Origin of the sequence: Chryseobacterium sp. VAUSW3, assembly GCF_002205795.1 — a bacterium.
Taxonomy (GTDB): domain Bacteria; phylum Bacteroidota; class Bacteroidia; order Flavobacteriales; family Weeksellaceae; genus Kaistella; species Kaistella yananensis.
On the sequence record NZ_NIUY01000002.1, the window covers coordinates 357542 to 369632 of the forward strand.

Annotated in this window: 13 protein-coding genes and 1 riboswitch; of the genes, 9 read left to right on the forward strand and 4 right to left on the reverse strand. The window is 44.3% G+C overall.

The features are described from left to right. Positions 1-66 precede the first annotated feature (66 nt). The 4 genes from CDW55_RS06880 to CDW55_RS06895 all read left to right on the forward strand — a co-directional run bounded on the left by CDW55_RS06880 (position 67) and on the right by CDW55_RS06895 (position 3533). Positions 67-951, forward strand: coding sequence for a helix-turn-helix domain-containing protein (locus CDW55_RS06880; RefSeq protein ID WP_179285918.1), 885 nt, complete (start codon positions 67-69; stop codon positions 949-951). 11 nt (positions 952-962) lie between these two features. Next, positions 963-1169: a hypothetical protein gene (locus CDW55_RS06885; RefSeq protein WP_088469023.1), complete on the forward strand. Its 207-nt coding sequence runs from the start codon at positions 963-965 to the stop codon at positions 1167-1169. 202 nt (positions 1170-1371) lie between these two features. Continuing rightward, a complete protein-coding gene (locus tag CDW55_RS06890) occupies positions 1372-2217 on the forward strand; it encodes a mechanosensitive ion channel family protein (protein WP_088469024.1) in 846 nt (281 codons plus the stop codon). 32 nt (positions 2218-2249) lie between these two features. Then, complete coding sequence (locus CDW55_RS06895) at positions 2250-3533, forward strand: TIGR00341 family protein (protein ID WP_088469025.1); 1284 nt, start codon at positions 2250-2252, stop codon at positions 3531-3533. A 56-nt stretch (positions 3534-3589) separates the two neighbouring features. Here CDW55_RS06895 and CDW55_RS06900 read toward each other — a convergent pair whose 3' ends face one another. Beyond that, positions 3590-4093 carry a LuxR C-terminal-related transcriptional regulator gene (locus tag CDW55_RS06900; RefSeq protein WP_088469026.1) on the reverse strand — a complete coding sequence of 168 codons (504 nt, stop codon included), beginning with the start codon at positions 4091-4093 and terminating at the stop codon, positions 3590-3592. Positions 4094-4246: 153 nt separating this feature from the next. Further along, a riboswitch (adenosylcobalamin-variant (AdoCbl-variant) riboswitch) is annotated at positions 4247-4391 on the forward strand. Positions 4392-4411: 20 nt separating this feature from the next. Between CDW55_RS06900 and CDW55_RS06905 the strand changes: the two genes are divergently transcribed. Next, on the forward strand, positions 4412-4801 hold the full coding sequence (locus CDW55_RS06905; protein WP_088469027.1) for an acyl-CoA thioesterase: 390 nt from the start codon (positions 4412-4414) through the stop codon (positions 4799-4801). A gap of 376 nt (positions 4802-5177) precedes the next feature. On the opposite strand, the gene CDW55_RS06910 is transcribed toward CDW55_RS06905, so the two are convergent. Both CDW55_RS06910 and CDW55_RS06915 read right to left on the reverse strand, forming a co-directional pair. After that, on the reverse strand, positions 5178-7382 hold the full coding sequence (locus tag CDW55_RS06910) for a T9SS-dependent choice-of-anchor J family protein (protein WP_088469028.1): 2205 nt from the start codon (positions 7380-7382) through the stop codon (positions 5178-5180). Positions 7383-7778: 396 nt separating this feature from the next. Then, on the reverse strand, positions 7779-8693 hold the full coding sequence (locus CDW55_RS06915; protein WP_179285919.1) for a universal stress protein: 915 nt from the start codon (positions 8691-8693) through the stop codon (positions 7779-7781). A 312-nt stretch (positions 8694-9005) separates the two neighbouring features. On the opposite strand from CDW55_RS06915, the gene CDW55_RS06920 reads away from it, so the two are divergent. The 4 genes from CDW55_RS06920 to arsB are packed head-to-tail and all read left to right on the forward strand — an operon-like array spanning position 9006 to position 11579. After that, entirely contained in the window at positions 9006-9338 is a 333-nt protein-coding gene (locus CDW55_RS06920) for an ArsR/SmtB family transcription factor (protein ID WP_088469030.1), read from the forward strand. 26 nt (positions 9339-9364) lie between these two features. Next, a complete protein-coding gene (locus CDW55_RS06925) occupies positions 9365-9829 on the forward strand; it encodes a DUF6428 family protein (RefSeq protein ID WP_088469031.1) in 465 nt (154 codons plus the stop codon). 56 nt (positions 9830-9885) lie between these two features. Beyond that, positions 9886-10515 (forward strand): low molecular weight phosphatase family protein, encoded by a 630-nt coding sequence (locus CDW55_RS06930; RefSeq protein ID WP_088469032.1) that lies wholly within the window; start codon positions 9886-9888, stop codon positions 10513-10515. After that, the gene (arsB, locus tag CDW55_RS06935) at positions 10515-11579 is read left to right on the forward strand and encodes an ACR3 family arsenite efflux transporter (protein ID WP_088469033.1); all 1065 of its coding nucleotides are present in this window, start codon (positions 10515-10517) and stop codon (positions 11577-11579) included. Before CDW55_RS06930 ends, arsB begins: the two co-directional genes overlap by 1 nt. An 11-nt stretch (positions 11580-11590) precedes the next feature. On the opposite strand, the gene CDW55_RS06940 is transcribed toward arsB, so the two are convergent. Then, positions 11591-12052 (reverse strand): Lrp/AsnC family transcriptional regulator, encoded by a 462-nt coding sequence (locus tag CDW55_RS06940; protein WP_088469034.1) that lies wholly within the window; start codon positions 12050-12052, stop codon positions 11591-11593. Between the last annotated feature and the right edge of the window lie 39 nt (positions 12053-12091).

Below are 12091 nucleotides of genomic sequence, written 5' to 3' on the forward strand. Positions count from 1 at the left end.
CGGTAAAATATACCATTATTTATTTTATGGTATATTTTATCTTTGCATCCTAAGTGTATGATACCGATGAAAAACACCAGTCCTCCAAGGAAATACTCCATAAAGAACATCAAGAAGACTCCCCAGCATGTGGTAGATTTCAATTTTTACTCCTTTGAACAGTTTCTGAAGGATGCGGAACATCTTACAAAATCACACCGGCACGACTTTTATACCTTTCTGCTCACTGTTGATGGCGTGGGTTCGCATATTATAGATTTTGAAGAGTACGAAATCAAACCTAGGCGGCTGTTCTTCATCAATTATGACCAGATTCATTCCTGGAAGTTAGACGGGCCAATCCACGGGAAAATCATTCTGTTTTCAAAGTCGTTTTATAACCTTATTTATACCGGTAACAGTGACATTAGGAGTGACACGGCGCTGGAAAACCTGCCTACCTACGTTGATATAGAGGAAGAAGATTTCTCTTCCTGGCTCTCCGTCTGCGGGCATATTGAACATGAGTTTAAAAAATCTGAAAAGTTTTCGGAAGAGGTGACCTGTCTTTTGCTGAAGACCTGTGTTTTAAAAATGGAGCGCATAGCGGAAAATTCCAACCCGGCAAGCAGCAGGACCGACCACAAAAGTATGCTGGTTGATGCGTTCAAGAAACTGGTGAATGTGAATTTCCGGGAACTTAAAACAACAAGTGATTACGCCCACGAGCTGTCGATAACGGCAAATTACCTGAATGCCCTTGTAAAGGAGTCACTTGGGAAACCTGCAGGGACTGTCATTCGAAACCGGGTCATACTAGAAGCAAAAAGACTCCTGTCGCATTCGGATCTCTCGGTACGACAGATCTCTCTGGAACTGGGATTTACAGACAATTCGCACTTCGGAAAATATTTTAAGAAAAGTACCGGTCTTACGCCAGATACGTACAGAAAAAATTCGATTAATAATTAATATCAATATTTATGAAAAATAACAGTTCAACACACCATTCAAAAAGCAGAACAGACCTGTTTTACCGACAAAAGCCCGAAAGTCTGAAATTAAGACATACGGGGATTTCAACGAAAGTGGATTCAAATTTTGATTCCTTTGGACTTATTACCCTAACCCATATCGAAGCGGAAAAACCAAAGGAACACAATGTAAGAAACGGGAAGGTACGTCCATAAAAAAGTGACCGGACCGGGGGCTGCCGGAGCTGATGAATTGACTTCAGGTCCAGTGGCCCCCGGATGCCTGCATTCACCATGAAGTATGGCAGGCAGTTTGCGTAGGTTTGGCGCGGGAGTAATCATGTGACAGAAACCATCAGTTCTTCAAGGGCATGGTATCACTGATTAATCCCTGCATTGCGGTACGATAAAAAGAAATATGGAAACCAACAAACTTTTACAATCCTTTCAGGAAAGCTGGAACAGTTTTATAGACCGGGTGCCCGAAATCCTGATGGCCATACTCATCATTGCCATTGGAACTTTCGTAGCCAATAAAATATCAGATCTTGCCCGTAACACGATCAGAGGTAAATCCAGAGACCCACTGATGACCAATTTTCTGGTGAAAGCCATTAAACTTGTTTTTATAACGGTCGTTATTATGTTTGCCCTAAGAATTGCAGGACTGGACGGTATCGCCACCGGACTTTTAACGGCGGCAGGGGCTTCTGCGGTAATTCTGGGTTTCGCCTTTAAAGATGTTGGCGAGAATTTTATATCAGGGATCATCCTTTCCTTTAACAGGCCTTTTAATCTGGATGATACGGTAAGCATCGGTGATATTTTCGGTAAGGTGAAAGCAATGGAATTCCGATACACCAAACTTAAAACTTTCGACGGTAAAGTGGTGTATATCCCGAACAGTGATGTCATCCGAAAGCCCGTATTCAATTTCACCGAAGACGGCTTTTTCCGTATGGAGTTTATGGTGGGTATTGCCTATGAAAATGATATCGACAGCGCTAAAAATATTATTTTAGAGACCATTAAAAAACACCGTCTGGCTTTGCGGGACCCCGACCATGAGCCTTTCGTGCTTACCGACGAGCTTGCCACCAATGCAGTCAACATCAAAGTGTTTTTTTGGGTAGACGCGGAAGATTACCGCCGGGATGCCCTGATGATCCGCAGCGAAATGATCGATCAGGTAAAAATCAATTTGCTCTCCACTGGCATCTCTATGCCTGCAAATATTCAGGAACTCAAATGGTATAAAGAATAATGAATTAAATTTGCGGATATTTCACTGTTGATATGAACAAACTTTTTAACCTCCACAACGGCGAAGAGCGCAAAGAAAAAGTCCTGGAAAATGTACGCAACAGCATTTCTTTTTCGGGTTCCAATTTCTGGATTCTCGCGTGTGCCATCATGGTGGCTTCCATTGGGCTTAATGTAAATTCCACCGCTGTTGTCATTGGTGCGATGTTGATTTCTCCGCTGATGGGACCTATTGTAGGGGCGGGCTTTGCATTGGGCATCTATGACTCCGCGCTCCTGAGGAAATCGCTGAAAAACCTGCTTATTTCTACGCTGGTAGGTCTGCTGGTGTCCTCGCTATATTTTCTGCTGACCCCTTTCAAAGAAGCCCAGTCTGAAATTCTGGCCAGGACCGCGCCGAATATCTACGATGTGCTCATTGCTTTCTTTGGTGGTCTGGTGGGAGTGATCGCCGTAACCAGGGTTGAAAAAGGAAATCCGATTCCCGGAGTCGCCATTGCGACCGCTTTGATGCCGCCACTCTGCACTGCAGGATATGGTCTGGCAACCGGTGAATTGGCTTATTTTGCCGGCGCCATGTTTCTTTATGCCATTAACTGTGTTTTTATCTGTATTGCCACCTTCATCATTGTAAAATATTTAAAATATCCTGCTGCCGAATTTGTAGATAAAAAAAAGGAATCCAGGGTCCGCACCTGGATTACCGTTGTCACGCTATTAATGATTATTCCCAGCGTTTATTTTGCCTACCGTTTCTTAGAGCAGCAAAGATTTTATGAACAGGTCTCCAATTTCATCACCAAAGAGTTTGAGGATAAGGGAAATACCATTGTGTACCGAAAGACTTTCTATAACACCAGTCCCAGGCGTATAGAACTTGCTTTTCTTACCCGTAAATTTACATCGGAGCAGATCAGGGACGAAGAAAGAAAACTGGCTGCATTCGGAATTACAGATACCCGCCTCGTGATCCGGCAGGACAGCGCTTTTCTTGCCCAGGCTTCGAAAATTCAGAATAATGAAGTGGCAAACGATGTTTCCAAGGTGGCAGCAGAACTCAATGCGAAAATGGATAAATACGTATTCCAGACAGATAATCTTTACAGCGAAGCCAAAGCCATCATTCCGGAACTGACAACACTGTCAGCCTCAAAGCATGAAATCCTTTCTGACAGCGACAGCGCATCCGTGATTCCCGTCGCCATGTATGAAAGCGGGAATGCGCTTAGTGATGAGCAGACCAAAACGCTGCAGAACTGGTTGAAAGCCAGGCTGAAAGTTGATACGATTGAAATTTACAGGAGGGCAGCGAAATAGGTTGAGGTTATGGTTGAGGTTTAAGGTTAGGGTTGTTGCAGAGCAACGGCATTGATTCACCCTATCCGGAAATCTGAACTGCACGTTTTGATTCCGCTAAAGATTTTTACCGTGTGGTCAGAAAAGTGCAGTTTTGATGAAATGGCTCCTGTTTTCAGCCCTTTGGCAAACAGTACAATTATTTCTACCTCTTTTTTGGATAGGATTTGCGACCTGTTGGCCTTCGCTTTTATCCACTGCATTTTATGTAATGCAGTTCGCTCACCGATATTTCGTAAGCTCGTGATTGCATTTGCAAGCATAAACAGTAGGCTGTTTTTAAGCTGCATCATATGTTGGAATCCTATTCCGTTTATCTTTTCAATCTTCATAAGTTCTTCTTCATGAACAAAAGTACGGTCATCTGGATTGATGAGTTCTGTAATGCCGCATAGATGCCCGGGGATCGCTGCTAAACCATTCATTTTTAAAATGTTTGGATGTTGGTTGGTCCGTGTATTTGATTTCACCGGCACTGCATAGTAATACCACGCTCCGACATCGCAGAGTTCTGCAGTCATTTTTTCTTTCAGAAAGCCGGCAAGCTGACAAAGATCTTTAAAAATGGTGCAGCCTTTTAAACTGCGCCAAAAACCTCTTATGCGTGAATTGCCACCGAAGGAAATTAAATTCCCAAGTCACTGTTTAAAGAGACTTTCCCATAAAAAAGGCTATATTTGCCACTCATTGGGTGAATCGTGTGCAAATCACGAGCTGTCGCGCAACCGTAATCTGCAGGTGCAGAAAGTCGGATCCCCTAAATACTTTCGCGATTTGAAGTAAAAATCCGCTGTGGATTTTTATTCATTTCATTTTTTTAATTTTAAAACTTAAAAGAGATGAATTACGAAGAAAAGGTTAAATCTTCTGAAACTCACGTTTTTAAAGTCGTATTCCCCAATACAACCAATCACCACAACACCATGTTTGGAGGCAAAGTAATGGAAATGATGGACGAAGTGGCCTTCATGACCGCCACGCGTTTTGCCCGCAAATCCTTTGTAACGGTAAGTTGCGACCGCATAGATTTCAAAAACCCCATTCCTGCCGACACCCTGGTAGAGCTGATCGGTAAAGTAAAATATGTAGGGAACACCAGCTTGAAAGTGAGTATCGATGTCTTTGTAGAAGATATGTATAACGAGAGCCGGGAAAAAGCAGTTTCCGGAGACTTCACGCTGGTCGCTATTGATAAGGATAAGAAGGCAACCAGAATTTTTGCGCCCTAGATAAGTGTTTACAGAAACACCCTGATGCGTACCTGATGATTAACAGACGATCGAATGCTTTTCCTTAAAACCGCAAACCTGCAACCCATGACCCGTTCCTCTGATTTAACATTCCTCAATACAACGGAAAACGAAAAAGCTCTGACAGTGGAAACAGTGTAGCAATTTTTAATAAACTTTTAAACCACCTTATGGAACTAACAAAGCCATGACTGCAGTGATGTAGAATCTTCAAATTGAAATTGCGGCGGCTGAAGAGTCAGCGCATGATGGGTGTGGCGGAGCCGCTTTCTGATCTGTAAAAAATTAGGGTTAGTCGATACAAAAAGCCACTGCAGCAATGCAGTGGCTTTTCATTAATAATGAACTGAAATATCTATTTTTTAATCAGCTTCACCGTTTGGATTCCCTCATCGGTAAAGATCTGAAGCAGGTAGGTTCCCTGGGTAAGATCCTGAATATTTATTTTGCGGTCGGCGTTCAGTGTTTTTTCAGCTGCTTTTCTTCCATCGGCTGAGAAAATCACCACGCGGCTTATTTTCGCATTTCCCGTGAAGGCAACGGTTTCGCGTGCGGGATTTGGGTATATCTGAATTTTAAGGTGACCGGCTGCCTGCTCAGTACCCAAAGATACATTATACGCAAGAACCGCTAATGAGGATGTAGACTCGCATCCGCTTACCGTCTGCGTCGCATAGTAGGTGGTGTTGTTTACAATAAGGGTCTGTGCCGGAAGTTCATTCTGATGCAGTGCCGCATCCACTGCTGAAGCGTACCATTTGATATTGCTTCCGTTAACCGTCAATGCACTAAGCGCATCACCGGCATTAAAACTCTGTGTCGCCTGTCCTGTGGGTGCCGAAGTGGAGGATACCGTGAGTACCGCAGTATTGGTAGCTGCTGCTGGAGTACATGTTCCTGTTGCGATTAACCGGTATACATATCCGTTCATTGAAGTGGTAACGCCCGTAATATTCAGACTCGCGGACGTCACTCCGGAATAGATTCCTCCGTTGCTGATATTTGTAAATCCTGCACCCTGATCTACCTGCCACTGATAGCCTGTAGCATTTACTACAGTAGCAGAGAATGTTGTAGCCGCACCTGCACAGACTGTTTTTGCCCCAGGCTGCGCGGTAATAGCCGGCGCGGATTTCACGGTAAGTACTGCGCTGTTGGAGATGGCTGGCTCACAGAGACCTGTGGCTACCATACGGTATTTGCTGCCATTAAGGGACACCGGTGCACCGGTGATGGTAAGGGTAGAAGTGTAGGCACCCGAGTAGATACCACTGTTGGTGATGTCCGTAAATCCAGCGCCGCTATCCACCTGCCACTGATATCCTGTAGCATTGCTGGCTGCAGCGAAAATCTGCATGCTGCCTCCTGAACATATGGTGCTTCCTGTAGGCTGTGCTGTAATGGTTATTGCTGGATTTACAACGATTGTTTTACTTACACTATACGTGCAGCCGTAAGGGTCTGTATAGGTGTAGGTGATGGCCTGGGTTCCTGCGGCAGGATCAAACTGGCCACCGGTTACGCCGGTTCCGCTGTATGTTCCTCCTGCAGGAAAACCTTCGGACAGGGTATAAATTGCACTATTGGTACAAAGCACCGGGAAATCGGAAAGTGTGGCGACGTTGCTTCGGCAGAGCGAAGTTATAGAATAGCCCGCCGATCCAGAACATCCGCTCGCATCATTGACGGTCACAGTGAAATTGAAGGTTCCTGTAGCGGTAGGGGTTCCGGAGATTGTTCCTGCCGCTGAGAGCGATAATCCCGGCGGAAGCGCCCCTGCGGTCACCATAAAATTCGGTGCTCCAAGTGCACCGGTCTGCGTAAGCTGTGCAGTGTAGGCAACCCCTGCCTGCGCATTGGCCAGTGATCCGGAAGGGGTCATGGCAAATGCCTGGCATACATACGGGGTGTAATCCACCTGATCAATCCCGATATAATCTGAATTGGTGCCTAAACTTCCGGCACCTGTTACAAAATAGCGGAAGGCAATCCGTCCGGATGTTGGTGCAGCGAGTCCTGAGATGGTAATGGTAAACTTAGTCCAGACCTGAGGGTAAACATTCGCCACCAATGTGGGATTGATGCTGAGAAGCACGGTGGTGAAATCACCAACAGCCGTGGCACCCGCGCCTACATTGGTGCTTGCGCCATTGGTACTCATACGCACTTCCAGACGGTCCGGATAATCGGTCTGTCCACCTCCTATAGTTGGTTTCCGGGTATAAAAAGTAAATACATCACCATTTCTTAAGGTTCGGTTTGGAGTCATGAGCCAGTTGCTAATGGTCCCTGTACTCCCCGTACTGTTGAAGTTGACTGCAATGTAGGAGTTTGCAGCGCCATTAAATGAGTTAAAAGGCCCGGGCGTTGGAGTCGCGGTGGTGGAGGTGCCCTGAAACCAGCTGAGCGATCCCACGGGCGAACTGTTGTTCTGCATCACCCAACCGCTTGCTGAAAGCGTGGTGATGTCATCGAAATTCTGTGAAAATGACTGTGCGAAATTCAGCTGTGCACAGAACAGAAAAACAGAGAGTAGTAATTTAAGATAAAGTTTTCTCATTGTTAATTGTTTAATAGTTATCTGATTATTTGAGGACGGATTTTTTTTAGGTTAATCTCACCGGTCATTCTTTGGTGACCTTGCAGAATAACCGACGGCAAAATAAAGTGAATGCATGCATTCTGACAAAAAAGCAGGGGGACAAATGGGGGACAAAGTTGATTGGGCTGATTAATATTTTGTAAATCAGCTTGCTACAATAAACTTTAAGCAGGCAGTCATTTGTAATCAAATGGATTTATCTGCGTTAAAGTCCGTAATTGGTAAAGTACAAATGCGTGCTTGCTGCGGTGTAATGTTTTCCTGAGTATTGCGCTCCAAGGTTGTGGGGTTAAAAACTCCACGCCGCTTTAAGGAATACACTGTTGTTGAGGTCTTCAAAGGCGGAAGTCTGCCTCAGAAAAAAGGCCTGCAGTATTTAATCTGATCATTAATCGTGTCAGAAGAGCAGGGGAGCCCTTCAGGAATGACCATCAGCGGCATCTGAACTTTGCGGGCCAGTGCTGCGCTGTGGCTGCCAGTGGTGAGTCTTTCGAAAAAACTTTTGCGCTCATGTCCCATCACCACAAGATCCACATCCTTGTATCTCAGTACGCCCAGACCCGTATTGACCCCAACCACCTCAATCGGAAGATAGGTGACTTTGCCTTCAATATTTTTAATGAATTCATCTTTTTTGTGGAGATAGACGAGTTCATTAACCAGATCTGAAAATCCGGTAACATAGCTGACCATCAATTCGGCATCAAAATATTCTGCAAACCTCGCGATGGATTGCGCGGTTTTTTGATCCCGCTTGCTCAGGTCGGTAGCGAACGCAATTTTCTCTATCTTTCTGTACCGGTGATCGTGAGGAACGATAAGGAGAGGGTACTTGCTTTCATTAATCATTTTAACACTGCTGCTGCCAAAAAGAAGCCTGTTCAGTTTTCCACTACCGGTCATACCCATCACCACGAGAATGGCTTTTGTTGAATTGGCGGTATCATGAATGAGTGTCACCAGATCTGTCTGTGCACAGGACCAGGTAATGGCAGGCCGGAAAAGGGCAGGGTCATCATCCTGTAAAATATTTTCTTTCGTTTCTAAGGCTTTCGCCAGTTTTTTCAGGGCTTTTTCAGTGTCTTTCTTTACATCGGGAAGTCCCGGTAATGTCCATGGAACTTCGCCCATCATCGGGCTTTCAACAGGAATATTATACGCATGACAGAGGTGCAGATCAGCTTTCAGCCAAATGGCAAGGTTCAGCGCAAAACGTGCAGCGTTTTTGGAAGGATTCGAGAAATCGGTGGGTACAATAATCGCTCTCATAACTTGTGTTTTTAGTGATTGAGTAACTTCCAACCTCGTGTCTTGCATCGGATTTGAACCGTGGAGAGAAAAGAACAGTAAAACACGGGATTGTCTTCATCATGTTTTATTTATAGAGTAAAGTTACGAAATTTCATGTCTGATGTAAATTATTTATCCACTGATTTATAGATGGATATGAACAGTGATTTCGTTTCAATGTAAATATTGACTGATGATTCGTATTTAAAGTTTTTTAAAAAAAATATATCATGGTATTTATATTTATCGTAATATTGCAATATTAAAACATGATCGAAAATTTCTACCATTATGGGACTTACCAAAACAGAACATTTTACTGATGAACAGAACGAGATGGCTGTACTGCTGAAAGCCATGGCTCATCCTGCCAGGATTGCCATTATTGAATATCTGCTTACCACCAACACGTGTATCTGCAATGATATTGTTGAGGTACTTCCTCTTGCACAACCTACGGTTTCGCAGCACCTCAGGGAACTGAAAAATGCAGGAATTATTCAGGGAAGCATCGATGGCAAAGCCATTAATTACTGCATCAATAAGGAAACGATTCAAAAGTTCGACTCCTTCATCAACCATATTTTCCATAAAATGGATTCCCTCGAAAACAACAGATGTTAAAATAATAACCTTCAAAACCATTCATTATGAGACTTTCAGAAATCAAGAACATTCTTACCAACCTTCAGGAACTGCATTTTGTCTTAGAAAACGGAGAACAGGTTCCAGACCATTTCCATGTAACAGAAGTGGGGCAGATCAACAAAAGATTCATCGACTGTGGCGGCGTGATGCGCGACGAAAAAGCCATCAACTTCCAGCTTTGGTTTTCCACCGATAACGACCACCGCCTGGAAGCTGAGAAACTCAAAAAAATCATTGCCCTTTCCGAAGAAAAACTGGGCCTGGAAGATGTGGAAATTGAAGTGGAATACCAGCAGTCTACCATCGGTAAATTCGGTCTCGATTTCAATGGAACAGCATTCATTCTTACCACAAAAACAACAACCTGTCTTGCTCAGGATGGCTGTGGAATTCCGCAGAACAAACCGAAAGTACAGTTATCTCAACTTCAGGTTGCAGGCTGTAATCCCGGAGCAGGCTGCTGCTAAGGTTTAAACTGCCTTTAAAAAATAATAAGTATGAGAACCGTATAAAAAATAAAACCATGTTCAGAAATTTAAAAGAAACTATCGATTTAATTGCAAGCATTCCGGTGTCACCTGAAAGAAAAGAAATCCTTCAGCCTCTGGCTGAGTTCATTCAGAAAAAAGCTGAGGTCGGGGAAAGAATAAACCTGAACTTCATATGCACCCACAATTCCCGCAGAAGTCATCTTTCCCAGATCTGGGCTCAGGTGATGGCTGAATATTTTAATATTAGAAATGTGTATTGCTATTCCGGCGGAACTGAGGCGACAGCAATGTTTCCCAAAGTAGCGGAAACGCTTCAGAAACAGGGCTTTCATATTCAGAAACTTTCCGATAACGGGAATCCGGTGTATGCGGTAAAATATTCAGAAAATGCGCATCCCGTGATCTGCTTCTCCAAAAAGTTTGATGATGCCTTTAATCCGGGCTCCGGTTTCGCTGCGGTGATGACGTGCTCTAATGCTGATGAGGGTTGTCCATTCATCGCCGGCGCAGAAAAACGGGTGGCAGTAAAATTCGAAGATCCCAAATCCAGCGACGGAACCCAGGAAATGGACCGTGTCTATCTTGAACGGAGTTTGGAAATCGCAGCGGAAATGTATGAAGTGATGAGATCCGTTACTGAAACCCTAAAAAATTCCCGCTAATGTCTGCAAACAACTGCGCACCGCACGAGAGAAAGAAACTCTCCTTCCTCGATAAAAACCTTACCCTCTGGATTTTCCTGGCCATGTTTTTGGGAGTGGCGATTGGTTATTTTTATCCCAATTCCTCTACAATCATCAATACCTTTTCCTACGGTACAACCAATATTCCTCTGGCCATCGGCCTGATTTTAATGATGTATCCGCCGTTTACGAAAGTGCGGTACGGGGAGTTGCCCAAAGTTTTTCAGAATACAAAAATCCTGGGAACTTCACTGCTGTTGAACTGGGTGATAGGACCTGTTCTTATGTTTACTCTGGCCATCATCTTCCTTCACGACAAACCTGAGTACATGACCGGCCTGATCCTGATCGGTCTGGCACGCTGCATTGCCATGGTGATGGTCTGGAACGAACTGGCCGAGGGTAACCGCGAGTACGCCGCCGGACTGGTAGCGATCAACAGTATTTTTCAGCTGATTTTCTACAGCATCTATGCTTTTCTTTTTATTACGGTTTTGCCTCCGCTGTTCGGCATCACCGGCTCTGAGGTGGATATCACGATCGTACAGATTGCCGAAAGTGTGGCCATTTATCTCGGAATTCCTTTCGTTTTGGGATTCTTCACGCGGTATTTTCTGCTGAAAGCAAAAGGTGAAGAATGGTACAATACGGTTTTCGTCCCGAAAGTTTCACCCATCACTTTAATTGCGCTGCTTTTCACCATTGTGCTGATGTTCAGCCTCAAAGGCGAAATGATTGTGCAGATTCCCTTTGATGTGCTGAGGATTGCGCTTCCTTTGGTTATTTACTTCGTCCTGATGTTTCTTGTGAGTTTCTTTCTGGGCAAAAAACTTGGAGCGGACTATTCGAAGAACGCCGCGATTTCGTTTACCGCGGCAGGCAATAATTTTGAACTGGCCATCGCGGTGGCGATTGGGGTATACGGCATCAATTCCGGACAGGCTTTTGCGGGTGTCATCGGTCCATTGGTGGAAGTTCCTGCGCTTATTGCTCTGGTGAATGTAGCCTTTTGGCTGAAACGCAGATGGTATCCAAACACTTAAGAACACTTTACTTATTCGATATTTACCGCTGTAGTGCTCTTCACTTCCTTGATCATAAAGGAACTTTGGGTACTGGCGATATGCTGAAGATTCGTGAGTTTCGTCACCATGAAATCCCGGTATTCCTGAATGTCGCGCACCGTGATTTTCAGGATGTAATCGTAATCCCCGCTGACGTGAAAGCATTCCTGAACTTCGGGAAACTGGGTAATTTCTCTTTCGAACTGGGTGATGTATTCTTTCTTATGCTGGCTGAGTTTTACATGGCAAAGAACTAAGAAATCTTTCTGAATAAGTTTTCGGTCAACCAAAGCCACATATTTTTTGATGATTTTCAGTTTTTCGAGTTTTTTTATGCGCTCGAAAACAGCCGTAACCGACAGCTCGAGGTCGGCAGCCAGACTTTTGGTGGTTCTTTTGGAGTCTTCCTGAAGTAAAAGTAGAAGCTGGCGGTCTTTTTTATCGAGGTTCATCGGAAAAATAATTGGTGCTTGTAATATTCTGTATTCAAA

Bases quoted from the DNA above. Each gene is read 5' to 3' on its own strand.
- CDW55_RS06880 (WP_179285918.1), top strand. From the start codon at position 67: ATGAAAAACACCAGTCCTCCAAGGAAATACTCCATAAAGAACATCAAG.
- CDW55_RS06885 (WP_088469023.1), top strand. From the start codon at position 963: ATGAAAAATAACAGTTCAACACACCATTCAAAAAGCAGAACAGACCTG.
- CDW55_RS06890 (WP_088469024.1), top strand. From the start codon at position 1,372: ATGGAAACCAACAAACTTTTACAATCCTTTCAGGAAAGCTGGAACAGT.
- CDW55_RS06895 (WP_088469025.1), top strand. From the start codon at position 2,250: ATGAACAAACTTTTTAACCTCCACAACGGCGAAGAGCGCAAAGAAAAA.
- CDW55_RS06900 (WP_088469026.1), bottom strand. From the start codon at position 4,093: ATGACTGCAGAACTCTGCGATGTCGGAGCGTGGTATTACTATGCAGTG.
- CDW55_RS06905 (WP_088469027.1), top strand. From the start codon at position 4,412: ATGAATTACGAAGAAAAGGTTAAATCTTCTGAAACTCACGTTTTTAAA.
- CDW55_RS06910 (WP_088469028.1), bottom strand. From the start codon at position 7,382: ATGAGAAAACTTTATCTTAAATTACTACTCTCTGTTTTTCTGTTCTGT.
- CDW55_RS06915 (WP_179285919.1), bottom strand. From the start codon at position 8,693: ATGAGAGCGATTATTGTACCCACCGATTTCTCGAATCCTTCCAAAAAC.
- CDW55_RS06920 (WP_088469030.1), top strand. From the start codon at position 9,006: ATGGGACTTACCAAAACAGAACATTTTACTGATGAACAGAACGAGATG.
- CDW55_RS06925 (WP_088469031.1), top strand. From the start codon at position 9,365: ATGAGACTTTCAGAAATCAAGAACATTCTTACCAACCTTCAGGAACTG.
- CDW55_RS06930 (WP_088469032.1), top strand. From the start codon at position 9,886: ATGTTCAGAAATTTAAAAGAAACTATCGATTTAATTGCAAGCATTCCG.
- arsB (WP_088469033.1), top strand. From the start codon at position 10,515: ATGTCTGCAAACAACTGCGCACCGCACGAGAGAAAGAAACTCTCCTTC.
- CDW55_RS06940 (WP_088469034.1), bottom strand. From the start codon at position 12,052: ATGAACCTCGATAAAAAAGACCGCCAGCTTCTACTTTTACTTCAGGAA.